Source organism: Vibrio sp. HENC-03, assembly GCF_000305755.2.
GTDB lineage: Bacteria > Pseudomonadota > Gammaproteobacteria > Enterobacterales > Vibrionaceae > Vibrio > Vibrio owensii.
The window spans coordinates 239,824-264,808 of record NZ_JH976064.1; the positions used below are offsets into that span (position 1 = coordinate 239,824).

General features: G+C 45.9%; 22 protein-coding genes. 9 read left to right on the forward strand and 13 right to left on the reverse strand.

What is annotated here, in order from left to right; genetic code table 11:
* Window positions 1-63: 63 nt before the first annotated feature.
* The 3 genes from VCHENC03_RS22065 to VCHENC03_RS27230 all read left to right on the forward strand — a co-directional run bounded on the left by VCHENC03_RS22065 (window position 64) and on the right by VCHENC03_RS27230 (window position 2,099).
* Window positions 64-735 carry a type 1 glutamine amidotransferase domain-containing protein gene (locus tag VCHENC03_RS22065; protein ID WP_009704625.1) on the forward strand — a complete coding sequence of 224 codons (672 nt, stop codon included), beginning with the start codon at window positions 64-66 and terminating at the stop codon, window positions 733-735.
* 254 nt (window positions 736-989) lie between these two features.
* Entirely contained in the window at window positions 990-1,865 is an 876-nt protein-coding gene (locus tag VCHENC03_RS22060; RefSeq protein ID WP_009704626.1) for an alpha/beta hydrolase family protein, read from the forward strand.
* Between the two features lie 66 nt (window positions 1,866-1,931).
* The gene (locus VCHENC03_RS27230) at window positions 1,932-2,099 is read left to right on the forward strand and encodes a hypothetical protein (RefSeq protein WP_153303268.1); all 168 of its coding nucleotides are present in this window, start codon (window positions 1,932-1,934) and stop codon (window positions 2,097-2,099) included.
* A gap of 52 nt (window positions 2,100-2,151) precedes the next feature.
* Here VCHENC03_RS27230 and VCHENC03_RS22050 read toward each other — a convergent pair whose 3' ends face one another.
* A complete protein-coding gene (locus tag VCHENC03_RS22050) occupies window positions 2,152-3,123 on the reverse strand; it encodes an FAD:protein FMN transferase (RefSeq protein WP_009704627.1) in 972 nt (323 codons plus the stop codon).
* Window positions 3,124-3,218: 95 nt separating this feature from the next.
* Entirely contained in the window at window positions 3,219-6,233 is a 3,015-nt protein-coding gene (locus VCHENC03_RS22045; RefSeq protein ID WP_009704628.1) for an NADH-dependent flavin oxidoreductase, read from the reverse strand.
* Window positions 6,234-6,868: 635 nt separating this feature from the next.
* Here VCHENC03_RS22045 and VCHENC03_RS22040 point away from each other — a divergent pair.
* The gene (locus tag VCHENC03_RS22040; protein ID WP_005443018.1) at window positions 6,869-8,386 is read left to right on the forward strand and encodes an arylsulfatase; all 1,518 of its coding nucleotides are present in this window, start codon (window positions 6,869-6,871) and stop codon (window positions 8,384-8,386) included.
* Window positions 8,387-8,482: 96 nt separating this feature from the next.
* Here the strand turns inward: VCHENC03_RS22040 and VCHENC03_RS22035 are convergent, their stop codons facing one another.
* Entirely contained in the window at window positions 8,483-9,130 is a 648-nt protein-coding gene (locus VCHENC03_RS22035; protein ID WP_009704629.1) for a glutathione S-transferase family protein, read from the reverse strand.
* A gap of 118 nt (window positions 9,131-9,248) precedes the next feature.
* On the opposite strand from VCHENC03_RS22035, the gene VCHENC03_RS22030 reads away from it, so the two are divergent.
* Window positions 9,249-10,079, forward strand: coding sequence for a LysR family transcriptional regulator (locus tag VCHENC03_RS22030; RefSeq protein WP_009704630.1), 831 nt, complete (start codon window positions 9,249-9,251; stop codon window positions 10,077-10,079).
* Window positions 10,080-10,088: 9 nt separating this feature from the next.
* Here VCHENC03_RS22030 and VCHENC03_RS22025 read toward each other — a convergent pair whose 3' ends face one another.
* The 5 genes from VCHENC03_RS22025 to artP all read right to left on the reverse strand — a co-directional run bounded on the left by VCHENC03_RS22025 (window position 10,089) and on the right by artP (window position 13,704).
* Window positions 10,089-10,661: a dioxygenase family protein gene (locus VCHENC03_RS22025; RefSeq protein ID WP_009704631.1), complete on the reverse strand. Its 573-nt coding sequence runs from the start codon at window positions 10,659-10,661 to the stop codon at window positions 10,089-10,091.
* Window positions 10,662-10,799: 138 nt separating this feature from the next.
* Window positions 10,800-11,468, reverse strand: a complete 669-nt coding sequence (gene artM, locus VCHENC03_RS22020; RefSeq protein WP_005388569.1) for an arginine ABC transporter permease ArtM — start codon at window positions 11,466-11,468, stop codon at window positions 10,800-10,802.
* A complete protein-coding gene (artQ, locus tag VCHENC03_RS22015; RefSeq protein ID WP_005388570.1) occupies window positions 11,465-12,154 on the reverse strand; it encodes an arginine ABC transporter permease ArtQ in 690 nt (229 codons plus the stop codon). The genes artM and artQ overlap by 4 nt, the downstream gene beginning before the upstream one ends.
* A 1-nt stretch (window position 12,155) precedes the next feature.
* Complete coding sequence (locus VCHENC03_RS22010; RefSeq protein WP_005443853.1) at window positions 12,156-12,887, reverse strand: arginine ABC transporter substrate-binding protein; 732 nt, start codon at window positions 12,885-12,887, stop codon at window positions 12,156-12,158.
* Window positions 12,888-12,975: 88 nt separating this feature from the next.
* Window positions 12,976-13,704: an arginine ABC transporter ATP-binding protein ArtP gene (artP, locus tag VCHENC03_RS22005; RefSeq protein ID WP_009704632.1), complete on the reverse strand. Its 729-nt coding sequence runs from the start codon at window positions 13,702-13,704 to the stop codon at window positions 12,976-12,978.
* 531 nt (window positions 13,705-14,235) lie between these two features.
* Here artP and VCHENC03_RS22000 point away from each other — a divergent pair.
* Together VCHENC03_RS22000 and VCHENC03_RS21995 are read left to right on the forward strand one after the other, a co-directional pair.
* Window positions 14,236-16,464: a hypothetical protein gene (locus tag VCHENC03_RS22000; protein ID WP_009704633.1), complete on the forward strand. Its 2,229-nt coding sequence runs from the start codon at window positions 14,236-14,238 to the stop codon at window positions 16,462-16,464.
* A 205-nt stretch (window positions 16,465-16,669) separates the two neighbouring features.
* Complete coding sequence (locus VCHENC03_RS21995) at window positions 16,670-17,665, forward strand: ABC transporter substrate-binding protein (RefSeq protein ID WP_032802068.1); 996 nt, start codon at window positions 16,670-16,672, stop codon at window positions 17,663-17,665.
* A 28-nt stretch (window positions 17,666-17,693) separates the two neighbouring features.
* On the opposite strand, the gene VCHENC03_RS21990 is transcribed toward VCHENC03_RS21995, so the two are convergent.
* The 3 genes from VCHENC03_RS21990 to VCHENC03_RS21980 form a co-directional block, all read right to left on the reverse strand.
* Complete coding sequence (locus tag VCHENC03_RS21990) at window positions 17,694-18,563, reverse strand: LysR family transcriptional regulator (protein WP_232310311.1); 870 nt, start codon at window positions 18,561-18,563, stop codon at window positions 17,694-17,696.
* Between the two features lie 118 nt (window positions 18,564-18,681).
* Window positions 18,682-19,734, reverse strand: a complete 1,053-nt coding sequence (locus VCHENC03_RS21985) for a DUF1254 domain-containing protein (RefSeq protein ID WP_009704636.1) — start codon at window positions 19,732-19,734, stop codon at window positions 18,682-18,684.
* Window positions 19,735-19,767: 33 nt separating this feature from the next.
* Complete coding sequence (locus VCHENC03_RS21980; RefSeq protein ID WP_009704637.1) at window positions 19,768-20,781, reverse strand: DUF1254 domain-containing protein; 1,014 nt, start codon at window positions 20,779-20,781, stop codon at window positions 19,768-19,770.
* A 137-nt stretch (window positions 20,782-20,918) separates the two neighbouring features.
* On the opposite strand from VCHENC03_RS21980, the gene VCHENC03_RS21975 reads away from it, so the two are divergent.
* Window positions 20,919-21,875: a LysR family transcriptional regulator gene (locus tag VCHENC03_RS21975; protein ID WP_009704638.1), complete on the forward strand. Its 957-nt coding sequence runs from the start codon at window positions 20,919-20,921 to the stop codon at window positions 21,873-21,875.
* Window positions 21,876-22,029: 154 nt separating this feature from the next.
* The gene (locus VCHENC03_RS21970) at window positions 22,030-22,824 is read left to right on the forward strand and encodes a glycine betaine ABC transporter substrate-binding protein (protein WP_009704639.1); all 795 of its coding nucleotides are present in this window, start codon (window positions 22,030-22,032) and stop codon (window positions 22,822-22,824) included.
* An 85-nt stretch (window positions 22,825-22,909) separates the two neighbouring features.
* On the opposite strand, the gene VCHENC03_RS21965 is transcribed toward VCHENC03_RS21970, so the two are convergent.
* Both VCHENC03_RS21965 and VCHENC03_RS21960 read right to left on the reverse strand, forming a co-directional pair.
* A complete protein-coding gene (locus VCHENC03_RS21965; RefSeq protein ID WP_005443841.1) occupies window positions 22,910-23,302 on the reverse strand; it encodes a nuclear transport factor 2 family protein in 393 nt (130 codons plus the stop codon).
* 143 nt (window positions 23,303-23,445) lie between these two features.
* Window positions 23,446-24,972: a M28 family metallopeptidase gene (locus tag VCHENC03_RS21960; protein WP_009704640.1), complete on the reverse strand. Its 1,527-nt coding sequence runs from the start codon at window positions 24,970-24,972 to the stop codon at window positions 23,446-23,448.
* Window positions 24,973-24,985: the final 13 nt, after the last annotated feature.

Genomic DNA, 24,985 nt, shown 5'->3' on the forward strand with positions numbered 1-24,985 from the left:
ATTTGTTTAGCAATTAGTATGAAGGTGTTCAACAAATACACGTAAGCCAAAAAGGAAACCATCATGAAGAAAGTACTCATCATTGTGACGAACCATGCGACCCTTGGTGAAACTGACCAAGCAAACGGAACTTACGCGCCAGAGCTCACTCATGCCCTTAGCGAACTACTGGGTGCAGGATTCGATTACGACATTGCCTCTATCAAAGGTGGACAAGCACCTCTGTACGGAACCGACATCGAAGGCGACGCAGTGAACGAGAAAATTTTGGCGGATGATGATTTCCAGAACCGCATCAACAACACGATTCCAGTGTCACAAATCAACGGTGACAACTACGATGCGATCTTCTATCCGGGTGGTTTTGGTCTTCTTTCAGACCTAGCGAGCAACGAAGATTTTGCCAAGATTTCTGCAAAACACTATGAAGATGGCGGTATTGTGGCAGCAGTTTGTCATGGTCCTGGCGCTCTTCTCCCTATCACGCTTAGCAATGGCGAAAAGCTACTTGCGTCTAAATCAGTGACAGGTTTCACTCGCGAAGAAGAGATCGACTTCGGCACTATCAACGACATCCCATTCCTATTGGAAGAGTCTCTTGCTCGTGGCGCAGCGCGCTACTCTAAAGTGCAACCATGGCAAGAGCTTGTGATTGTGGACGACCGAGTCATCACAGGTCAAAACCCAACGAGCGCACACGGCGTAGGTAAAGCAATCGTGGATCTATTGAGCTAGACCCCGGACAGTCTACTCACCGCAGACAAAGGAAAGCCGCATTCATGTCGCTTTCCTTTTTGTTTGTCGTCTATTTCACTATTCAGCCAAGACCGTTCAGTTCCCTCGCCCCTTCCCAATACAATAACGAGTGATGCCTCGCAAAACTTGAGTTACTTCAAACTCATCCGCTTGTATTTCTTTGATTCATTGAAACTCACCAAAGATTGAATCAAGGTAAGTTAACAATTCAATAACAACAAGTCAGGACGACAATGAATAATGAATTAGTACTGAAAACGCCTGATGCGCTCTCCATCCATGCCAGAGTTTTCCATCCAGAAAGCGAGGTAAAAGCCGGCATCATCATCAATGCGGCTACCGCAGTTAAGCAAAGTTATTATCAACGTTTTGCTCAATTCCTCGCGCAAAATGGTTATTTGGTGGTGACCTATGACTATCGCGGTATTGGTCAATCCGCTATTCAAGATACGCGCGATCCTCGCTTAACAATGCAAGCATGGGGAGAAAAGGACTTGGCAACCGTCATTGATTGGGCGACAACCCATCACCCTGCGCTCGATTGGCACTGTATTGGGCACAGCGTTGGCGGTCAGATCTTAGGTTTAGCGACAAACAACACGGTATTTAAAAGCGTTTACTGTGTTTCCTCTCAAAGCGGATATTGGCCAAATTGGGAAGGCATTGCTAAACCGCGCATGTTTGCCATGTGGTATTTCGTCGTTCCAGTGTTATCAACGCTGTTTGGCAAAGTTCCCGGAGTCTTTCTTGGCGGCGAAGCTCTACCAGAATGCATTGCCAAACAATGGGCATACTGGGGACGCGATCCGCACTACATCATTGATGAAAACAGCACACCAATCCGCGAAAATTTCGAGCAAATGACCTGTGATATTAAGTTCAAACTGATTGATGATGATATGGACTTTGCACCGCCGAAATCCGTCCATCAGCTTGCCAGCTTTTACAGCAACGCGAACGTCGAAATAGAGACAGTGAAAACAAAACAACTGGGCACCAAAGTTGGACACTTTGGCTTCTTCCGTAAGAAACATGAAGACGATCTCTGGTTAGATGCTCTAGCTTGGCTGAACAACCAATATCCGAGTGAGATAGAGTCGGTGGCGTAATGCGATATTATCGCCATTCCTCATCAATTCTGGATATAATGCCGCCGTTGTTCCAGCTGATGAATCATGACAATGCGAAAATACTACGTAACTGAAGGCGACACGACGTCTAAGAAAGAGAAAATTGCCTACCCAAAACTGGCGCTATGTGACCAATGTGTGGGTAGTTATGTTGTGATCAGTGAAGGCGAACGCACGTACGAAGAGTGCGCTAAATGCGGTGCGGACGATTAACGCTAACGCGATAAATTAATGATACGAGGCAGGTTTGAATCTCTGCCTCATCTTACTCTCCCAGAGCTGACTCTTCGCGCAATAAAATACAGCCTTTATAATCCACCAGCCCCTGTGTGACGTGCACTTCACCTTGTTTTGAAACAACCACTGCCTCGATACCCTGTTGCTGATTTAGGTACGACATCGATTCTTCTACGCTTGATAAAAAGCCTGCGGTACTCCAAATTTCACCATCGACAGACAGGCGAGAGATAATCGTCAAACTGGCGATATCGGTTGAGATTGGCATTCCCGTTTTGGCATCCAACAAGTGATGATAACGCTGCCCGTTGGATTCAAAAAATCGCTCATTGATACCCGATGTCACCATCGACATGCCTTGTAAAGGTACGACGCGAACGACATCACCACGCTCTGATAATGGGTTCTGAATGCCCACATTCCATGCTTTGTTACTGTTATCTGGCGAATGACCGATGGTCAGTACGTTCCCACCCAAACTGATAAAACCGCTTTGCACGCCTGCTTCAACCAGTTTGTTCTTTACCTGATCGGCAAAGTAGCCTTTAGCAATAGCACCCAAGTCTATCTCCATCCCCCTTTGAGATAAGAACACCGAGTGGTCATCTTCGCTCAAAATGATCTTGGTCGGATCGACCAAGGATAACTTGTCGGTAATCACATCAGGAGACGGCACTTTGGCATCCTTAAAACCAATTCGCCAAGCTTTTACAAGCGGACCGACTGCAATGTTAAACGGGTTTCTTGTGTCTTCACTGTGCTGTTTAGCAAGCTTAATCAGGTCAAATAGATCCTGCGCTACCACCACAGGCGCAATACCCGCATTTTGGTTGACACACATCAGCTCAGAGTCGGATTGATTGACCGTAAATCGCTCTGCGTAATCGACGAGTTGCGCGTAGGCTTCTCTTATCAGTTGCTCACCGTTCGAGTGATACACCACCACATCGATAAAGGTGCCCATCATCTGAAATCTGGCGCTGTATTTATTGGTGCTCATCGATTTCTCCAAACACTAAATACGGAAAAAGAGGGAAGCATCACTCCCCTCTTATTGATTACCTATCTTGCTCTGTTTCGCTCTTGAATAAGCGCTTAAACAAGATCAGATGCACTCTCACCAGCGATACGACCATAAGTGAAGATATCGATCAGCGCGTTACCACCGAGGCGGTTACCCGCGTGGATGCCACCCGTTACTTCGCCTGCTGCGTACAGACCTTGAATAACTTCGCCGTCTTTACCAATCACTCGCGCCTTAGTATCAATCTTCAAGCCACCCATCGTATGGTGAACTGAAGGCTGACGTGGCGTCGCGTAGAACGGTGCTTTTTCCACTTTCAAACCGAATGCTCTCTTATGGAACTCAGGATCCTGTCCTGCATCTACACAAGCGTTGTATTGTGCGATGGTGTTAGTGAGCTCTTGCGTCGGAACGCCAATTTTCTCTGCCAACTCTTCTAGCGTGTCAGCTTGAATAATAATGCCTTCTTTGATTTCGCGTTCGATGGTTTCATCTGATGTATTCGCTGCGGTTTGACGAATGTTCTCGTCCGCAATCATGTAGATCAGACCACCGTTATCGAAGAACGCCTCAGAAAGCACGTCACGGCTACCACACTCATCAACAAAACGCTTACCTTGCTTGTTCACGAATACAAAGTTCTCTGGTGGCACAATCAGACCGGTTAGCAGCGCACCTGATTTAGGGTCACCAACTGGCATTAATTGCACAAAGCCCATGCCGACTAATTCTGCGCCCGCTTTCTCACCAATTTCGATGCCGTCACCAACCAATGCTGGTGAGTTTGTGGTCTTGATGTCGTCCGCGATTTCTTTCCAGTATGTGTTGTACTTTTTGATCATCTGAGTGTTTGCGCCGAAACCACCAGAAGCCAACACCACACCATGATTCACATGTAGGATAAGCTCAGTACCGTCCGCTTGAACCGCTTCGATACCGACCACTTTGCCGTTATCAACCATCAAATCCGTTGCACGTGTGTCAGTAATAATGCGACCGTTTTGTTCTTGAATGCGTTTTGATAGTTTGTCGACAAACTCTACGCCTTTTGGACGTTTAGGTTTGTGTGCACGACGCCACAAGGCACCAACTGGGATCTCAACAACGCTACGGTCAAAATCAATGCCCTTTTCACTCAGCCAATCAATGGATTCCATAGAACGAGATGTTAGGGTTTCAACCAAATCGTATTGACCATAAATCGATTCACCATTCAGGTCGGTACGTTTACCGCCAAGGTAGGTTTGAATGCGGTGTAATTCAACAGAATCAAACAAGTACTGCTTGCCGTTCTCAAGGTCTGTAAAGTAACCGTCCAGTTGCGCTTTAAGCACCTTGAAGTCTTGAAGGTACTCACCCGCAAACTCCGATTCCGCTGTTTTAGCTAGCAGCATCAAGGTTTCTTTTTCGCCAGGAAGTGCTGGGAAATCACCTTGCCATTTTGGTTCTGCCGCGTTCACCCAACCGCCAGTACGCACCGTGTTACCACCGATTGCAGGGAACTTCTCAAGCAAAATAACCGACTTGCCTTTGTCTAGTGCCGTCAAGGTTGCGCTCAAACCAGCACCACCGCCGCCAACAACCACGATATCCACGGTTTCTTCGATGGTTTTCGATGACCATGCCACCGCTTCTTTGGCTTTGCAGCGCAGTGCTTCTGAGTTACCACCCGCTAGATCAACCGCGTTCGATACGCCGTCCAGTACTGCTTGGCTGCTGACTGTCGCGCCTGAAATCACGTCGATGTTCAGTGTTTGACCATCAAGAATTTGTTGAGGAATACGTTCAAACGCTGGGTTTGCGATGCCGTCTGATTCTTTGGAAGAGTCCACCACAATGTCGAGGATTTTTTCTTCAGAGAAAGTAACCGTAACCGGCAAGTCACCATTGTGACCGCGACCATACGCCGTGTATTCACCTGAGTTGAATTTGATTGGAACGTTCTGCAGCTCTTTGATGCGTTGGTGCTTCAATGCTTCTGCTGCGCTGTCCACAATCATGTAATCCATGATTTCCCAAAGTGGCGTTGGAATTTGCAGCGCTTCTTGTTGCGCGATGTCCGCGAACTCAGCACAGGTCTCATCGTTAAGCGCTTTGTTTGCCCAAGTAGGTTCAACCAAATAACCTTTACCGACACTAACCATGTCGTAACCTTGCTCTAGGGCATTTTCTGCATCTTTGCGCTGAGCAATACCACCAACACCAATCACTGGTACTTTCGCAACACTTTCAGATTGAAGCTTACGGTATTTGTCGATTAGCGGCTCTTGGTCTTCTGGCGTAACGATTGAGTTACGTAACCAGCTACCCATTGAGAAATGGAAGTAATCCAAGCCGTGAGTCGCAAGCTTATCTAGCAGGAACATGGTGTCATCAAAGCGGATGCCCGGTTGTTCAATCTCTTCAGGAGAGAAGCGGTAACCGATTATGAAATCAGATTTGTTATGTTGCTCAGCCACTTGCTTAGTTTTTGCAAGTACAGCTAATGGGAAGGAAGTACGTCTTTCAATGTTACCACCCCATTTATCGTTACGACGGTTTGAGTGTGGCGAGAAGAATTGCTGAATCAGGTATGTGTTTGCGCCGTGAATTTCTACGCCATCGAAACCAGCAAGAATCGCACGATTTACTGCATCACCAAAGCGATCGATCATCTCTTCGATTTGCTCTTTGGTCATCTCAAGTGGTGTTTCAGCATTGTCACGTAGCGCAGCGACAGGACTTGCAGAAATCGGTTGGTGTCCGCCATTGAACTCAGGGTTTGCCATACGACCGGCATGGTAGATCTGCAGAATCGCTTTAGAGCCTTTGGCTTTAATCGCATCGGCAAGCTTGGTTAAACCTGCGATTTTGCTGTCGGTATCAATACCAAGCGCACCAGGGAAAGCACGACCGTAATTTTCTACAAACGCACTCTCGACAATGATTGCCCCTGCATCACCAGAACGTGCCGCGTAGTAGTTGATCATCTCTTGCGTTACGCCGCCATCAAAGAATGCAGACTGAATCGTCATCGGTGCCATCACGATACGATTATGCAGCTTGACCCCTGATTGAAATACAATTTCATCGACTAACTGAGCCATAAATAGTTTCCTTTAACAGATTAATTCTCATATCAAAGGCACCTCCAGTTCGGCCAGCGCACCACAAGTGTTTTTGATATGAAAACCAATGTCCTCATTCGATAACCACAAAAATATTATTGATTTGACCGTATGAGTAAAATGAATACTTTGCATTTTAGCTATGATTGAAGCGCATTAATTAAAGGCTAAGTGGTTTGATTTGAATGGCAAAAACGGCAGGAGATGAAATACCAAGCCTTAATGTTTAGCTAGGCGTTAAGCCTTTTCTAATCGAGAATTTAATAGGTAATGTAAGCTTCGGGCTTGCAAAGAAATAGTTTGTAAATAGAAGTGCCTGTCATCACATTCGATAGACAAAGAAAAGTACAGAGACTCATAAAAACACCGACTTCTAACAAAATAAAAAATGATTTTTAACGCCGTTTAATGCTCCAAATCCTTTGTCCACTGCAGTTTCATTGTGATTGCTCTACTTTTCTTCCTCTTGCTATTCATAAGAAAAGCGTATCTAAAGCCGAAAAATCAATCAGGTGTACTATGCTTACTTGGCAATTCACTGATCAGCTTTACGGTTAACTCGCATTCTCTTACTCCAAAAGAAATGAACTCTATTTATTGTCCAGGAGGACTCGATGAACAGGATATTGAGACAGTTTCTTGTATTGATGAGCGCGGTCGCGCCTGTCAGTTTGCTAGCAGCAGATAAACCCAACATTTTGGTATTTTGGGGCGACGATGTGGGTGTTTACAACATTAGCGCTTACCATAACGGCATGATGGGTGGTCGTACACCAAACATCGATACCATCGCAAAGGAAGGTGCCATTTTCACAGATGCCTACGCGCAACAAAGTTGTACTGCGGGTCGTGCATCCTTCATTCTTGGTCAGCACCCATTCCGAACCGGTCTTCTTACCATTGGTATGCCAGGCGCGAAGGAAGGGATTCAAGCCAAAGATCCAACCATTGCTGAACTGCTGAAAAACCACGGTTATGTCGCGGGTCAGTTTGGTAAAAACCACTTGGGTGACCAAGACGAACACTTGCCGACTAACCACGGTTTTGACGAGTTCTTCGGTAACCTTTACCACTTGAATGCAGAAGAAGAGCCTGAATCAGAGTTCTACCCTAAAGATCCTGAATTCCGTAAAAAATTCGGCCCTCGTGGCGTTCTTAAATCGACGGCAGATGGCAAGATCGAAGATACAGGTCCACTGACTCGTAAACGCATGGAAAACGTAGACCGTGAGTTTATGGAAGCCAGCCTTGCCTTTATGGAAAAAGCCGTAAAAGAAGACAAACCTTTCTTTATCTGGCACAACTCAACTCGTATGCACGTTTGGACTCACCTAAGCGACGAGTACAAAGGCAAATCCGGTTATGGCCTATATGCAGATGGCATGATGGATTTGGATGACCAAGTTGGCGTGATGCTGAAAAAGCTCGACGAACTTGGCGTCGCTGACAACACCATCGTAATTTTCAGTACCGACAATGGTGCGGAGAAATTCACTTGGCCAGATGGTGGTACAACGCCATTTAAAGGCGAGAAAGGTACGACTTGGGAAGGTGGTTTCCGTGTTCCTATGATGGTTCGCTGGCCGGGTCAAATCAAACCGGGCACGGTGATCAACGATATCTTCTCTCAAGAAGACTGGATGCCAACACTGCTTGCCGCTGTTGGTGAACCAGATATTAAAGAGAAACTGCTAAAAGGCCACAAGGCAAACAACAAGACCTTTAAAGCACACCTAGATGGTTATAACCAGTTGGATCTACTTACTGGTAAAGCCGAAACGGGCGCACGTAACGAGATCTTCTACTTTGATGCCGGCGGTCACTTAAATGCACTGCGTTACAAAGATTGGAAAATCCACTTTACGATTATGGAAGGTGCGATTAACGAAGCTTACCGTAAAACGCCTAGCTGGCCGTTGATTGTTAACCTGCGTATGGACCCATTTGAAGTAGGCCCAGACTCTGCACTTTATGTTCGCCATTTCTACGCAGATCAAATGTGGATGTTTGTACCAGCTCAAGCGATCGTTCGCAAATTCCTCGAAACCTTTAAAGAGTTCCCAGCGACAAAAGGCAGCTCTTTGAGTATCGAACAAGTGGTTGATGCTATGACACAACCACAACGGAATTAGGCAAAACGAACTTAAGTACATTTACTCCACTTAAAAAGCATTAAGCCTACGGAGTACGGATATTATCACTGGTATCTGTACTCCGTATTTTTATGTTTAAACTTCTACCCCTGCTTCATCTTCTTCTACGATATCCGTTTCTTGACTCGCCTCTTCCAACCATTGCTGTAAAGATTCACTTGCTAGCACCTTCTGTTGGTAAGCTTTGGCACCTTCCGATAACTCGATGCCATAAGTTTGGAAACGCAATGCCACAGGTGCATACATAGCATCTGCAATCGACCATTCTCCAAATAACCAACCGTTGGGATACAGTTTGGCTTGCTCAGCCCAAATGGCATCAATACGCGCAATATCCTTACGCGCACCATCCGTTAGATCGACTTTTCTGCGTGCGCGGATGTTCATTGGGAGTTCGTTTCTTAAGTCAAAGAAACCCGAATGCATTTCTGATGCAATGGCGCGTGCTTTAGCTCGCTCTACAGACTTACTTGGCCATGCTCTACCTTGCAAGTATTGCTCGTTAACGTATTCCAAAATCGCTAATGAATCCCACACGGTTGCGTCACCATCCACCAAGGTAGGTACTTTCGCGGTTGGTGTAATACCTTCCAAGGTTTTGTAAAAGTCTTCCGTGAATAATTTGAGCTTGGTGACTTTCACATTCAGTTTGAATTGAGAAAAGATCAACCATGCGCGAAGTGACCAACTTGAGTAGTTTTGATTAGCAATAAACAGTTTCATGACGCCTCCATGCGGTTCGTGTTTTGATTACCCATTCACAATATCTGATTGTATTTGAGGGGACTAACGGATAGTTTTGATGGAACACTTCAACAAAAACGATGGATGAGTTTTAGATATGGATATCGATGCGTTACGCAGCTTTCTGGCTTTTGTCGAAACGGGAAGTTTCACTCGTGCAGCCAAGCAGATCAATCGCACCCAATCAGCGTTCAGTGCACAAATGCGTAAACTGGAAGACGAACTCAGTGTCAGTTTGTTTGAAAAAGAAGGTCGTAACCTCATACTGAGTGAAGCGGGGCTGGCACTGCGCTCTCATGCAGAGCAACTAGTCAGCTTACACAATCAAGCGCTGAAAAAGGTGAAACGCTATGAAAATAAGCGTCCTCTTCGCTTAGGTTGCCCAGAAGATTACAACGACAATATCCTGCCTAAAGTCATTCGTGTATTACAGCAATCTGAACCCACGTGTTCGATTCAAGTCTTCAGTGAGCCCAGCATCACCTTGAGAGAAAAGCTGGATGAAGGAAAGCTAGACGCCGCTATTGTGACAAGAGCACCGGACAGTGAGGAAGGTTACTGGCTAGCAAGCGACAAAGGCGTGTGGATTGCTCATCCTGATTTTGACATCGAACAAGCCCAACCTCTCCCTCTCGCCCTATTCCAAACCGACTGCAAATACCATGCGGCAGCAGTAGACGGATTAACCAAACGTGGTACTCCTTATCAACTACTGGCATGTTGCAATACGGCCTCTGCACAACGAGCGATTGTACGTTCAGGCATGGCTATCGGTGCGATGGGCAGTATTAGCGTTAGCGAGGATCTTAAGATCTTAGACGATATGCCATCGCTGCCTTCCGTGGATATCGTTTTGGTCACGGGCGTCGAGCCTCATCCGATACTGGATAAAGAATGCTTGGCGCAATTGGTTGAGTTAATGGCTTAACTGGATTCGCTAACCAATCACAAAGTTAAATTCGCCCGTTAATCGCCCGTCGATTCGTATAGTCTCAAACTGTAGATAATCACGGGCTTTGCCACCCCACCATTCATCACCAGTATTGCCTCTTAAGTACAACTGAGTGGTCAGAAGCTCTTGGTTATCCCGCCACAACTTAACGTGAATGTGCGGCGGACGAGAGGCATAAGGCACAGGATACAAAGTCTGAAACAAGTAACGACCATCCGATTGGGTTTCTGCCGCGCCAAAGCCTGCAAAGTGAGCATCAAACTTATCGTTATTTGGCTGGTTAGGATGATCGTAAATCCCCTGCCCATCGCATTGCCAGATTTCTACCTTGATGCCTGAAACTGGGTTTCCAGATGTGTCTACGACTTTGCCTTGCAGCACAATAGGTTCACCGATCAATCCTTCTGATTGCAGGATCAAGTTTTGACGAAGAGGAATGTCCACTACTGGATAAAATGGCCCTTCTGTTTGTGCGGGCGTCGACCGCATTGGTGTTTTCGCTTTTAAAGAGGGTGCGAACAACAGTGTCCACAGCGCTAAAAAGTGTCTTCTTTCCATGGTGCCACCAATGCAATTACGTTGAATTAAGTTTGGCGGAACTTGAGGGATTTGCCATGACGAATATAAAAAATGCCCCTGCAAGAGAGTCATTTGCAGAGGCACTGTGGAACTAAATGAGGAGTGTTGATTGAAAGATTAAGCGGCTTCGAACGCCAATGCTTTCTTCTCTACCTGACGGAAAATGAGAGTTAGCACACCATTTACCGTTAAATAAAATGCGCCTGCAATACCAAATACCGTCAACGTATCGTAGGTTTGTGCGTTAATGCGTTGCGCGTAACCCATCAGATCCATGATCGTAATCGTGCTTGCTAGTGACGTGCCTTTGAAGACCAAAATCACTTCGTTCGAGTAAGCCGGAACAGCGCGACGAATGGCGTATGGCAGCAGCACTTTCAGTGTTGCGGTTTTGTTCATGCCTAATGCACGACACGCTTGCCATTGACCGGAAGGAATCGCGTTAAACGCCCCTTTGAACAACTGAGTACTGTACGCCGCGGTATTCAACGCTAACGCTAACATCGCACAAAACCAAGGTTGGCTTAACCATGTCCAGAATACGCTTTCTCTTACTGCGTCAAACTGACCCGGACCGTAGTACACCAAGAAGATCTGCACCAACAAAGGTGTACCAGTGAACAAGGTGATGATGCCACGGCTTACCCAATGCAAACCCGGAGTACGTAGGATCAGAGTCAGCGTCATCATCAAAGCTAAGAGACAGCCCACAACCAAGGAAGCGGCGGTCAATTGGAGGCTAGTGCCTAAGCCATCCAGCATTTGCCAAACGTGTTGTTCGTTCATGCGGTTGCCTCCTGTCCCATGCTCATACCTTGAATTGAGAACTTCTTATCAATCAGTTTGACGGCACGTTGTGTAATCAAAGTAATGCCTAAGTAAATCGCCGCAGCAGTTGCGTACCATGTAAACGCTTCATGCGTCGCTGCAGAAGTTAGCTGCGCTTGTTTCAACAAATCCGTTACACCAATCAGTGATACAAGTGCGGTATCTTTCAGCAAAACCAACCATTGGTTAGTTAAACCTGGTAGCGCGTGTCTTACTGCTTGTGGCAAAACAATGCGAACGAAAGCGTGTGCTTGACTGATGCCGAGTGCACTTGCTGCTTCTCTCTGCCCTCTTCCAACCGCTTTTAATGCGCCACGTAGAGTTTGAGAAGCGTACGAAGCGAAGATCAATGACAACGCCACCACGCCAGACAAGAACGGGCTAACTTCAATAAAGTCGCCGGTGATTAAAAACAGAACCTGCGTCGAACCAAAATAGATGAACAACACGACAAGGATTTCTGGCAAGCCACGTACAATCGTCACAAACGCCGTCATTGGCCATTTAACGAAAACGCGGCGAGACATTTCACCACTGGCGAATACCACTGCCAGAATCAAACCGACTAAAAGGCTTGTGAAGGCTAGCTGGACAGTCATCCAACTAGCTTGAACAAGCGATAAAGAGTAACCCGTTAGTGCCATATTACTTACCGAAGTACTTGTTGTAGATTACGTCGTATTCGCCGTTCGCTTTCACTGTTTTCAGTGCCGTGTTCAGCTTGTTCACTAGCTCGTCGTTACCTTTGTTTACTGCGATACCGAAACCGTTACCGAAGTATTTAGGGTTAGTGACGTGCTCGCCAACGTACGCTAGGTTATCTTCTTTCTTGAACCATTCTGCTACGACAGCTGTGTCACCGAATACAGAATCAATACGGCCATTCTTCATATCGATGAATGCGTCTTGGTAGCTTGAGTAAGGAACCGCTGTTACACCTGGCATTTGCTCAATCAGGTAACTTTGGTGTGTTGAACCGTTTTGAACACCAACACGCTTACCTTCTAGTGCTTTTTGATCAGCCACTTTTTCTTTGATAGAAACAAACGCTGCTGAGTTGTCGTAGTAAGGGTCAGAAAAGTTCACTTGCTCCAAACGCGCGTCAGTAATATCCATTGCAGAGATAGCCGCATCGTAACGCTTGAATTTTAATGCAGGGATCAGGCTGTCAAAAGATTGGTTGTGGAAGGTACATTTTGCTTCCATTTCTTTACATAGTGCGTTCGCCAGATCCACATCAAAACCTTGAATTTGGTTGTTTTCATCCATGTATTCGAACGGTGCGTAAGTCGCTTCCATCGCGAATTTGATCTCTTCTTGTGCTGCTGCGTTCGCTGAGACAAGACCGATTAGTGAAGCTAGTAGAATCTTTTTCATTGCAATACTCCGTGTGTACTTAGTGGGCTGACACTCGCAATGACAGCCGAGCTTATCTGTTAAATAGACTGAACTTTAAAAACGTAATTTAGTGATTTAGGTAATCGGCAAACTGAGTGGTTTGCGGATTAACAAATGCGTCGTGCGTACCGTGTTCAACGATGTGTCCTTGTTCTAGGTATAGAACATGGCTAGCGATTTTCTTGGCGAAATCCACCTCGTGGGTCACAACTACTTGTGTAATTCCGGTTTCGCTTAAATCATTAATGATTTTGACCACTTGGTTCGTGATTTCAGGGTCAAGCGCCGCGGTAGGCTCATCAAAAAGCAAGACTTCTGGTTTCATCATCAGCGCGCGGGCAATCGCCACACGTTGTTGCTGACCGCCAGAAAGTTGCATCGGCCATGCATCCGCTTTGTCTGCCAAATGCAGCGTCGCGAGAATTTGCATTGCCTGCTTCTTCGCTTCTTCTTTATCCATGCCAGAGACTTTTACCGGAGCCTCAATCAGGTTCTCCATCACTGTCATGTGTGGCCATAGGTTGTACTGTTGGAACACCATGCCCACTTTACGACGAAGCGCTAAACCTTGCTTCTCTTTGATTTCAGTTGAAAAGTCGAATGCGTCATTAGCGATGTTTAACTGGCCGTTATCCGCCCCTTCAAGAAGGTTAAGAACACGTAGTAGAGAGCTCTTCCCTGCACCACTTGGACCGAGTAACACCAGCGTTTCACCGCTTTCACAATTAAAACTGACATCGTGTAGAACTTGGGTATCGCCGTAAGACTTATTGATACTTTTAACTTGAATACTCATGCTGCCATACTGCATTAATTGTCATCTGGAGCTTATACTAGCAAGAAAGAGGTTTTATGCAATAAAAATGTATAAAAATTTAGATTGTTAATTTTTTGTATAAGAAACAACCAGCTCAGCAGAGTATATGACTGGTGCAATGAGTGAGGTTTTAACCGTATTTGTTGATCAAAAAAGCCCGTAATTTCGATAGCTTAGAATTCCATTGGAGACTTAAACTGATGCTTTGCCGCGCCATTAATTGAGAGCATCATTCCGAAAGACAGTAACTGGTTGTATAAGCATTTCCCCCTCTCATTCTGAGAAAAATCTCGCGTAGCTTTTCTTCACTTCTTCAAGGCTCAAAATTGAGACAAGCAGGACTCATTTTGTAAAAAGCTGATTTGCTTAGCGTATTCGTCTTATAAAGAATTTATCAAAAGAGAGATGTTCTAGTACTTTCTTGAATTGGTCTGACCGATCGCTAATACTTCCTCGTAATTTGACTCGCAATTTGAGTAATCGAAGTTTTTTGATTGGGACAACTCAATAATGAAGCCATATCGTTTTGCGCTGCTTGCGCTTGGTTCTTTGAACCTACTTTCGCCTACTATTTGGGCTGGTACTGCTGTCGTTTTACCGGGGTTGCATGAGCAAGGTGTCGATTTACAAAACGCCCCGCTCTCTGCCGATGATGTGATCGATTGGGAAATTAATAACGCCGATATTGTGTTTGGTGCTTACCCAAACAAGGCTGACAACGAGCGTGTCCAAGCCATCGGTTATATGTACAACCAAAAGCTTGAGCTGAATGCGGGTTGGGTAGAAAACGATATTCGCAACGAGGCAGAGCTGAATGGGATTGATTACGAGGATTACTTTCTCCATTTTGCCGAAGACACCATCATCGCAGAGGTAGACTCTAGCCATGGTGAAAATACCTTACTCAATCGAAAACCGATGATCGTTGGCTATACCGCCAGCGCTGACCACGCCGGTTTTTGGCTATATCAACAACCACCATGGGATGCTGACGTATTTGGTCAGGCGAATAATGGTGGTGCGCTCTATGTTTATCACTCAGAGAAGTTCGACCGCTTAACCTTTAAGTTCTCTCAGTTTGCTCAAGGTGGCAGCTTCACGATTGAATACCCTTCTGCCATCGACTCTTTTGGTCAGGTAGCAGAATGGAAAAGCTTCGCGATTAAAAAAGACAAAACTGAGAACATGACTAAAAACCAAACGGTAAACTGGTCTGTTCCTTCGGATTGGGTTCGCGCTACAACACACGATGGCAGCGGACAAACCTATGGTGGTGGTCAGTACTTTGGCTCCACCTTTTTACGTGATGGCGGCCGTCTTTACGTTGCGAAAATTACTTGGCATGACGAAAACATCGAGAATCGCCCTCGTCTAAAAGAAGTAAAGCTCAAAAACAGCTTCCAAACCGTTAAGTTGACCGACGCACCAACGGCAACACCTGAAGGTCAAACCATTCAACGCTGGCGTAAGATTCGTGGCTTCGACAAATCTGCGGATCTCAACCAAGACAATTATCTTTCTTGGAATGAATACAAAAACCGTTCGAATAAGAATGCAACAGCACGATTTCGTTGGGAGTCACGCGTTATTCCATTTGGTCGTATGTGGAACCAAACCTCTTCTTGGGCGTTAACCAATCTCGGCAACCCCGACTTTGCCAACGCAATGCACCACTATTACCAAGCTGAATGGGCGAAGCAAGGTTTAAACGGTGCGTACAACGACGATACGAATAAGTTACTCGGAGCAAATCAGTTCTACGTTTATTCCGGTGGTACCGTGGATGAACTTGGTTTAGTCGCGGGTAGCCAAGCTGCTGACGATGCTTACAAAGCGCAATTCTCGGCATTTTTAAACAAACTGGCGACGCTGAATGTGGATGCGTTAATTGGCCTCAACATCGGCACGGCAAACTTATTCGGCCGTAATGGACAGAACCACTTAGTTGAAGCTGGTTCTCTGTACTTACGCGAGCATTACCTTTTCCCTTCTACTGGCTTTAGTGGTTATGCTGGCTTAGCTAAGTTTTGGGATAACTCTGCACTCGCCAAAGCGGGTCAAAAAGTGATTTATCAAGCGACCACGCGTTATGGTCGAGTTCAATACTTTGGCAACACTGAAGATAACTGGAAGCAAGACCAATACTCTGCACTGGCAGCGTTCTACTTGAATCATCACCCTCAGCGCAGCTACTTTAATCAGTGGAACAATGGTTACTTATATGGAAGTAATAACACCACAGGTGATAACTTCTGGAAGGCCGGCGTACCAAAGAATATTGCGTATCAACCAAGTGCCTTACTTGCCGTTGATTTGGGCGAACCAGCCAATCAGCTCCCCGAGGACGCAGAGGCCATCCCACTGATGATGTCCACCAGCACACCTTATCCAGCGGATTACACGGTTATTGGTGATTCGTCGATGAACGAAGTGGTACATGCAGACCTACCCGATGGCATTACTTACGTTTCTCCTACGTTCACCTACTTTGCGTATCGCTCTGAGAACAATGTGGTGGCTCAAGGCCCTGCAGAGATGGTGTTAGCACGCGAGTTTAGCAAAGGCAGAGTGTTGTACCGCACCGACTTTTTCGGCAAAAATGTGGACTATTTCACTGCGCCTAAAATCACCATCACGCTAGACGAGCCAATGAGACCCGTAGACAAGGACGGCAACATCGGAGACTACGTTTCGCAAATCGAAATCGGTGGTTACGAAGGTCTATTCTTGTTGTACTGATGAGGCTTACCAAACATAGCGCTTGCTTCCACTCTCTCCCAATCCAAATTGCTGATTTCGGCGTTAACGGGAGAGCGTGGGTCTCACGTTTTAATCTTCCGAATCACTTCGTTTTCAACTTCACAGATAACGTCCTATTCTCTGAATCTTCATAAACCTTGTGTATATACTGAATCAAATGACAATGATAAGGGAATTCAGTCACATGAAGACAACACCATCCGTTCTTTCCGTTTTGCTGCTATCCGCTTTTTCTGCTCAATCTTATGCTAGTGAATGTGGTGAAATCACCATAGCGGATATGAACTGGAACTCGGCGAGTTTGATGGCGCACATCGACCAGTTCATTCTTAATGAAGGCTATCAATGCGATGCAGAGCTTATCCCGGGTGATAGCGTACCGACTGGCACCTCAATGATTGAGAAAGGCCAACCGGATGTTGCTCCTGAGCTATGGACCAACGGAATTAAGGAAGCGTTAGACAAAGGCATTGCGGATAAGCGCTTGCGTATCGCTGGAGAATCTTTGGTCAATGGCGGCGAGGAAGGCTTTTGGGTTCCTTCTTATCTGGTAAAGCAGTATCCGGAATTAGCAACCATTGAAGGTGTGATTAAACACGCCAAGTTGTTTGAACACCCAGAAGATGATGAGAAATTCGCCTTCTACAGCTGCCCTGCTGGTTGGACATGCCAAATCACCTCTGGTCACCTGTTTGATGCCATGGGTCTCGAGAAATACGGCTTCGATATGATTGACCCGGGTTCGGGCGCTGCGCTGGCTGGCACTATCGCGAAAGCTTATGAACGTGAGAAACCTTGGTTCGGGTATTACTGGTCACCGACGCCAGTATTAGGCAAGTATGACATGGTGAAAGTCGACTTCGGCAGCGGCACAGATGTGGAAGAATACCGCAACTGTACAACGCAACCTGAGTGTGAATCTCCAAAAGTGACCATGTATCCACCTTCACCGGTTCATACCGTTACAACCGAAGCCTTTGCCAATAAAGAGCCACAAGCTTACGCCTACTTGCAAAAACGCGGGTTCACTAATCAACAGATGAGCCAACTACTTGCGTGGATGGAAGATAACCAAGCAGACGCAGAAGAAGCGATGTACTACTTCTTCGAAACCTATCCTGAGCTATGGAAAACATGGGTATCGGCAGACGTGGCAGCGAAGGTAGAAAAAGCGATTTAACGCTTTACTCACTCCCCCTGTTAACGGCTCAAGAATAATGCTGTGATGACAGGGGAAGCCTTAGCCTTTCTTTTAGCACTCGTCGCATTGCCCGATGCTCTGCACAGTCCGCGTGTCGTTTGTGATAAGCAATCTGAAACGTAAATTGGCCACTTGGAAACGGACTTTGAAAGTAACGAATGTTGAGAGCATCTCCCCACCTTTTCGCCACCGACAAAGGCACAACACCCAAACAATCTCGCTGAGCTACGTTAGTCAGCACGCCAAGATAAGATGACGTCACCACTTCGATTTGATTCGCTTTAATCGCCACGTTTAACGCCGTTTCATGCTCCGTTTCCACACTCCAAGTGGATGAGAGAACACAATGCTTTTCGTTGTGAAACGCATCGATATCAAGCCTTTTACCAAGCCTTGGATGATCCGCTCGACCAATAATTACAAACGGTTCTTGATGAAGATCTTCCACAATGATTGAAGTGGGTTTATTACCAATGCAGCCGATAATAATGTCGGCTTTTCGGTGGTATAGGAAATCACACAGCTCACTAGCATCTTGTGTGGATTCGTGAAAGATCACATTGTCGATAGGGCTTAGCCCCAATAAAGGTAAGTCGCAGCAATAGGCTTTGAATGATTGCGGTTTAGTCATCGCATTATCAATGATACTCAGCGCTTTTCTCAGTTGTGGTAGTAGCTCTCGTGCCGTATGCGTCAGCTCAATACTTCTCCCGCTTTTTACAAATAGCTTTTTATTGGAGGCCTGTTCCAATCGCCGAATCGATGCACTGACGGCAGGTTGCGTGACACCAAGTTGCTCAGCCGCTTTAGTGTAAGATTGGCTCTCTGTTACGACGAGAAAGGTGTTGATTAGGTTCAAATCAATGGACTTTGACATGAGCATTTGCTTCGCGTGTATTGAATTAAAACGAAAGCGAGCCACTGCCATAAACAGTGACTCATTATTCGTTGGTTATTGCTAATTGGTTACCGGCTATTGGCAGCAAGAGACAGAACTACTGCTTACCCGCCCCTTTCACCAAGCGAGAATGCTTCAAGTAGTCGTTCACCACATAGTTTTGAATCGCTTGCTTAGATGTCGGCAAGTACATTCTTAATAACCCACTCCAGCCTTCTCTGACTGTTAAGTTGTTTGCTTGTCCTTCACAGTTAAAGCGGAATGTGTAAGTACCGTCCTCATTTGGCGTCATACGTTTGTTCGAAATCGCAAAATCATCATCTGCAATCCAACCATCTTTGTCGTATACCGTCATGCTGAAAAACGCGTGACGATCGTACTGAAGCGGTGGCGGGTTAATGGTCAAAGAACTGCATTGCGTTTCCCCTTTGTTTCCCGGAATTTGTGGCAAGTACACAGCCGCATCTGAGGGTAAACCCGCCCATCCTGCAGAAGACGCAATCACAAACGAGGTTGGGTCAACTTGACCTTTGTTGCCAAAAATATCGAATGGTTTAGGGATAAACGGTCGTAACTTTTGCACCGTCGCTCGCGCAGCCAATACTTCTTTTTCATCAAACCCTTTTGAGACGTAAGGGTGGCGAGTTTCAGCAGACAACTTAATCGCGTTTTGGTAATCATGCGCCCTCTTCAAGGCCTTCAGGTCGTGGTTATCCGCAGCCGCTACTCGCGTATTTAGGAATACATGAGTACCAGAGCTCAGCATATCTGGCGTCAAACGCAGTGTCTGACCCGGATAGACTTCTGCAGTCGTAAAGTGGTTCTCATCGATCACCTGAACAATCGCATATTCATCGTACTCAGGCATGGTAATAGTTGCCGATTTGGTGACATCCAGTATTGCATGGCTGTACATCGTGTCTTCGTTTTCACGAATTACGAACTGGTGATCTTTGCTCGATGGGATACGATTGTGCTTATAGGTATTAACTGGCACTTCTTTTTGCAAACGCGTCATATACCAATCTGTTTCTTTCGTTGGTTGATCGGCAAAATCAGTGACGACATTGTCCAAAGTTGCTTCTTTCGCTTGTAACCCAGTCGTAAACATCAAAGCAAGCGTCGATAGCGCAAGTATCGTTTTGTTCATAATGGTGACTCCTAAATCTGAGGGTGTAATGGGCTATTGAGGAACCACTTTCGGTTCTGGTAACTGGTAGGATTCTGTTTGAGTAAGATCCGGTTTGTAGATTCGCATCATGACATCCCACCCTTTCGCCACAGGCATGGCATTTTTAGCGCCTTTAGGACAGTGGCCGTAGTTCACCGTAAATGAGCCATCTTGGTTGTACTCGATGTTGTTTTTATTCAGTACCGCTTTATCGAAGGCGATATAACCTTGGTGGTTATACAAAGTCAGCGAGTAGAAGCCATTGCCTTTTACTTTTGGTGCTTGATAAGTCGCTTGAGAGCAGTTGTCTGGATTAGCAACCTCGCCAGAACTGTAGTAGGAAAAGTATTGCGCTTCGGCATCAGGCAACATTCCCCAACCAATGGCGGTGCCGTACATATGCATGCGAGGATCCACCTCACCATGAGCGCCTTGCATGTTCTTTTGATTGCCCAGTTTGGCGCCTTCTTTTGTCAACGCATCACGGACAGAGACAAGTTGGGTCATATCGTAGTTCGGCATTATGTGCTCTTGATGCGAACCTGTCGTCACTTTGAGTTTATTCTGTATGGCTTTTACTCGAAGCAAATCAGCAGGGTCATTTGGGTCTATCTGCACACGAGCAACAATCATCGCAAAGTCAGTTTGACTCTCAATGTTATGCGTTCCCGGCGTCGAGAAAACTTGGTCGATGTAGTGATCGTTTTGCACCACCATCACCGAGATGTAACGCTCGCCTGTGTCTGGAATGGTAATACTCCCTCCCTTCGACAAATCAGCCACATAACCCGAGTAAATGGTATCGCGATTCATACGCACAACCGTTTGGTTATCCAAAGGCGTCAGACCTGGGAAGTGAAACCACTTGTTAGACCCAACCAGTTTAGTGATGTTTTTGAACGCGAGATCAGATTCCGCAAACTCGTAGTTTTTCTCAGTAACAGGGACAAGCGTTTCAGCCAATACATGGCTTGTACCCGTTAAGGCAAGCGTGGAGAGTGAAAGCGTTAATAGTTTCTTTTTCATGGAGAGCGTACTCATGTTAAGTGCTTTAGGTAGGAGTATTAAGGTTCCAATGTTTATCTGTTGACCAACCTTAACCTAAGCAATAACATTCCATAAGGGACTTATTTTCACCTCGCCAATTCCAAAAGAGAATCGAGATGCTCAACGAAAAATTGTTTATTCATAAAGACTTAAACTTATTGCTGTTGTTGATTACGCTCCACGAAGAGCAAAGTACAGCAAGAACCGCAGAGCGTTTGTTCGTCACCCAATCGGCCGTGAGTAAAGGATTGAAGAAGCTTCGTGAGCAGCTTAATGACCCATTGTTTGTTCGTACGAGAGAAGGCTTTATACCAACAGAGAAATGCGATGAATTGGTCTCACGAGTCACCCCGTTGCTGCTTGAGCTAGAGAGCATTTATGCTGATTCCAACCAAGTATCAACGCAGGCGTATTCGGGTGAAATCAGCATCGCGATAAGCTCAGCAATGTACTATGCCCTTGCCGATGACGTGTATTTGCAACTAAAACAGGACTTTCCCAATGCCACGGTTCGATTGGTCAATTGGTCGGAATCCACAGAACAACAATTACTCAACACCAAAATTCAGGTTGGCATCAATTATTATCCGATAGATGTTTCTAAGGACTTAGTTCACCAGTCTATTTTGCCTGCCGACTTTCGTTTGATCGCCCGAAAGTCCCACCCTCTATGCGATAAGTCTGTCACTCTGGAAGAAATCTCCCAGTATCCACTCGTGGTATCCATCATTCCTAACTTCACGGCCAAGAACAGTAAAATTGAGCACACGCTTCGTAAGTTCAAACTTAGCTCGAACATTATTCTGCGCAGCGACAACGCCAACCTCTGCCTGACAACGCTGAAGCATTCCGATGCCTTAATGCCCGTTAATCATTTGTTTGCCCAAAAAGCCTCGACAGAACACACGACGATCAACACCAAATTCGATATGAACAGCTATCTTCCATCCATGAAGATTGGTCTTTTTTACTCAAATCAATTTGCTGTCAGTCAGTTGGGGAAACTGATACAAGCTTCGTTAGTGAATGCGCTAAACGCGGCACAATCGAATAAACACCAAGTCAATTCCTGAGCTATCAGTGCTTTCCCTGTGCGTCATTATCAAATCATTTTTGACAGTGACTCAAAGACAGCGCTGTTTATCCCTCTTCACCACAAGCCTACTATTTCCGTCACAAAGCAGTGCATGACTCCCCTTCGCACTGCTCCATAATAAGGATTTCAGTATGACTGGTACTCACGCGTCAAAAACGATAAAACTTGGTGTCACTAACCTCTCTTTCCACCGCGTTACTGCTTCTCTTGTTAGCCACGTACTCAATGATATGGGCTTTGAGGTTGAGCGCGTTTACTCTCCGCATGAAGAGAACTTTTCAAAACTCAAATCCGGTGAAATCGATATGCTTTCTTCGGCTTGGTTACCATCAAGTCACGGCATTTACAAAGCATCGGTAGAAGAAGTACAACCCTTGTTAGAACTGGGCTTACACTACGAACCATACGCACTTTGGGGTGTGCCAGATTACGTGCCTGAAGAACTGGTATCAGAAGTGAGCGACCTGACGAAACCAGAAGTCGTGGCGAAGATGAAATCGGATATTCAAGGCATCAACCCTGGAGCGGGCATCACGCGCTTTTCGATTAAGATGATGGACCAATACGCTCTGACCGAAGCAGGTTACCGTTTCCATACGGGGACGGAAGAAGATTGCTTTACTGCATTTGAGAAGGCGGTAGAGAACAAACAATGGGTTGTCGTGCCACTTTGGAAGCCTCAATTTCTTCACTATAAGTACGCAATTCGAGAAATCGCAGAACCAAAAGGTTTGCTGGGTATTGTCGATAAAGCCGTTTTGCTATTGCGCCAAGACAAATCAGATAAATTTACTCAAGATGAGCTGAATAGATTGGACGCGCTACGTTTCTCAAACGACATCATTGCGGAATTGGATTACAAAATCAGTCGTGAAGGACGAGAGTTAGACGCGGTGACACGTGAGTGGTTAGACAATCAACGCTAACAAGCTTTACGCGGTTTATAGTGCTTTGCCTTGCTTACATTGTCACATTACTACATTGCTAAATTGCATGGCAAAGCACGTTAAGTTAATACATGGTGTTCCCGTTTGCTGACTCTTTCGGGATTTCTTGCAAAGCATCCCAATGCTCGACAATCTTGCCGTTTAAATCAAAGCGGAAGAAATCCATCGTCACGTATTCCACGTCATCAGGCCACGTTTGGTGCGTATGCAGCGCCACTAAATTGCCCTCTGCGACGGCGCGAACAAACGTAATGTCTTTCTCTGGGTACTCTTCCTGCATTCTCTCGAAGTAAGCGATAAAAGGATCAGGGCCATTTCCCACTAACGGGTTGTGTTGAATATACTCATCCCCGACGTAAAGCTCGACCGCTTTTCTTGGGTTTCCTCGATATGCCATCTCATAGAAAGCAATGGCATTACGTTTGTTCTCTTCAATATCGATTTGCAAGGTGCTCATGGGTTTCTCCTATTCAACTCGCGATCGTCTACAAAGCGTAGTTGAGAATTAAAGCGTGGAGCATCTCCCTCGTAACGAATAAACAAAAATGCCGCACTGTGTCGTGCGGCATTTAAGAGTTTTATGAGAACAATTCTTTACGATCAGTTGGTCGTGTTTTCAAATCTCGCAACAAGGCTGGTTTGGTCGAAATTGCGATAACCTCGCACCATAATGCTGAACGTTCCTGCGGGTTTATTTAGAACACATTGTTCATTGCTCCCATTTTGGAAAGGACGACAATCAAAGTTACTGACTGACACTTGATCGTTGTATTTCACAAAGAGATCCGCATCGCCACTTCTTGGCCCAGATAAGGAAATAGTCACCTTCCCCTCCTCTTGAGTTTCAAAACTAAAGAACTGTTCCTCTCCATAGCCTGCTCGTAAATTTTCAACGGGCTCACCATCTTGTAAGGGTGTCACGCCAGTCGTGCTGTCCATGCTTGATTCAATCAAATAGGCGATAGCAAGCTTGGCAAAGTTACTGGCATGCGAGGCGGTCGGGTCTGAATTTTCCAACGTATCAAATTGGGTATGAATATTCGGGTTGTAGTCTTCAAACAAACTTTCGAATGGCATGGCTGCCGGATAACCAGCATTGTGCCAAGAGGCATGGTCAGAACAAGCATAGCCACAGCGATCAAACTGGTAGGTGATTTCAGGCGTGTACACATCAATCAACTCAGACAAAAATGCCGTCAGGTTGCTATCGGTATAGTCAGTAATAAACGTAATATCATGCGCAGAACCGCTGTAATTGGTCATGTCTAATTGCAACACAGATAGCACGTTGGCTTTTTCGTCTTTCAGCATTTCAACAATGTCTTGCGAGCCTCTCAGCCCAACTTCTTCCGCTGCATAGCCATAGAATTTGATGGTTCTGTCTGGCTGGATACCGCTGGCAATCATTAAGCGAAGTGACTCAGTCACCGTTGCAATACCAGAAGCATCGTCATCTGCGCCCGGAGAAATAGTTCCCTCTTCTGTCCATGCGCCAGCTGTAGAGTCTAGGTGCCCGCCCACGACAACAATTTCTTTGGGATATTTTGCACCCAGCAACGTCACTTCAACGGATTTTTGTGGGTAGCCGCGATGGGAAATTTGTTCCGCAGAAGCATAAGACACTCCTTCAATCTCTTGGTTCCAACGCGCCAGCAACCAATCAGAGGCTTCAACACCCGTAACGGTGGTATAAAAACGATTGGTAAATGACGTCATGCCTTCTATGGTCTTCACCAAGTTCGTCGGCTCTACTTGATTGATGAGAGCTTCAACCGTGTCATGGTGGCTGATCACCGGTTTGGTAAACGTCTTCAATGTGGTTGGCATGGTTGCGGCTTTCAATGCACTGGCTTTGTCCGGGTGCACCATATACCCACCACAGCGATGTTTTTCATGATGCATGTGACTGGATAGCGTCGCTAACTGATCTGGCGATATTTTCGCGACCACGGCGGGACGAGCACCAAAGAAATCAGAATAAACCGTGGCTCCGTGTTTGGTAATCAGATCCAACGCATCCGCATCGGTGGTGATCCAAACTTGTTCTTGCTCGGTCAATTCATTGGCTACAACACTGCTGCTCAACGTACTGCTCAACAATGCCAATGCTAAAAGACTCTTTTTCATGTTGGTATTTTCC

Excerpts from the sequence above, each read along its gene's own strand:
- VCHENC03_RS22065 (WP_009704625.1), top strand. The coding sequence starts at position 64 with ATGAAGAAAGTACTCATCATTGTGACGAACCATGCGACCCTTGGTGAA.
- VCHENC03_RS22060 (WP_009704626.1), top strand. The coding sequence starts at position 990 with ATGAATAATGAATTAGTACTGAAAACGCCTGATGCGCTCTCCATCCAT.
- VCHENC03_RS27230 (WP_153303268.1), top strand. The coding sequence starts at position 1,932 with ATGACAATGCGAAAATACTACGTAACTGAAGGCGACACGACGTCTAAG.
- VCHENC03_RS22050 (WP_009704627.1), bottom strand. The coding sequence starts at position 3,123 with ATGAGCACCAATAAATACAGCGCCAGATTTCAGATGATGGGCACCTTT.
- VCHENC03_RS22045 (WP_009704628.1), bottom strand. The coding sequence starts at position 6,233 with ATGGCTCAGTTAGTCGATGAAATTGTATTTCAATCAGGGGTCAAGCTG.
- VCHENC03_RS22040 (WP_005443018.1), top strand. The coding sequence starts at position 6,869 with ATGAACAGGATATTGAGACAGTTTCTTGTATTGATGAGCGCGGTCGCG.
- VCHENC03_RS22035 (WP_009704629.1), bottom strand. The coding sequence starts at position 9,130 with ATGAAACTGTTTATTGCTAATCAAAACTACTCAAGTTGGTCACTTCGC.
- VCHENC03_RS22030 (WP_009704630.1), top strand. The coding sequence starts at position 9,249 with ATGGATATCGATGCGTTACGCAGCTTTCTGGCTTTTGTCGAAACGGGA.
- VCHENC03_RS22025 (WP_009704631.1), bottom strand. The coding sequence starts at position 10,661 with ATGGAAAGAAGACACTTTTTAGCGCTGTGGACACTGTTGTTCGCACCC.
- artM (WP_005388569.1), bottom strand. The coding sequence starts at position 11,468 with ATGAACGAACAACACGTTTGGCAAATGCTGGATGGCTTAGGCACTAGC.
- artQ (WP_005388570.1), bottom strand. The coding sequence starts at position 12,154 with ATGGCACTAACGGGTTACTCTTTATCGCTTGTTCAAGCTAGTTGGATG.
- VCHENC03_RS22010 (WP_005443853.1), bottom strand. The coding sequence starts at position 12,887 with ATGAAAAAGATTCTACTAGCTTCACTAATCGGTCTTGTCTCAGCGAAC.
- artP (WP_009704632.1), bottom strand. The coding sequence starts at position 13,704 with ATGAGTATTCAAGTTAAAAGTATCAATAAGTCTTACGGCGATACCCAA.
- VCHENC03_RS22000 (WP_009704633.1), top strand. The coding sequence starts at position 14,236 with ATGAAGCCATATCGTTTTGCGCTGCTTGCGCTTGGTTCTTTGAACCTA.
- VCHENC03_RS21995 (WP_032802068.1), top strand. The coding sequence starts at position 16,670 with ATGAAGACAACACCATCCGTTCTTTCCGTTTTGCTGCTATCCGCTTTT.
- VCHENC03_RS21990 (WP_232310311.1), bottom strand. The coding sequence starts at position 18,563 with ATGTCAAAGTCCATTGATTTGAACCTAATCAACACCTTTCTCGTCGTA.
- VCHENC03_RS21985 (WP_009704636.1), bottom strand. The coding sequence starts at position 19,734 with ATGAACAAAACGATACTTGCGCTATCGACGCTTGCTTTGATGTTTACG.
- VCHENC03_RS21980 (WP_009704637.1), bottom strand. The coding sequence starts at position 20,781 with ATGAAAAAGAAACTATTAACGCTTTCACTCTCCACGCTTGCCTTAACG.
- VCHENC03_RS21975 (WP_009704638.1), top strand. The coding sequence starts at position 20,919 with ATGCTCAACGAAAAATTGTTTATTCATAAAGACTTAAACTTATTGCTG.
- VCHENC03_RS21970 (WP_009704639.1), top strand. The coding sequence starts at position 22,030 with ATGACTGGTACTCACGCGTCAAAAACGATAAAACTTGGTGTCACTAAC.
- VCHENC03_RS21965 (WP_005443841.1), bottom strand. The coding sequence starts at position 23,302 with ATGAGCACCTTGCAAATCGATATTGAAGAGAACAAACGTAATGCCATT.
- VCHENC03_RS21960 (WP_009704640.1), bottom strand. The coding sequence starts at position 24,972 with ATGAAAAAGAGTCTTTTAGCATTGGCATTGTTGAGCAGTACGTTGAGC.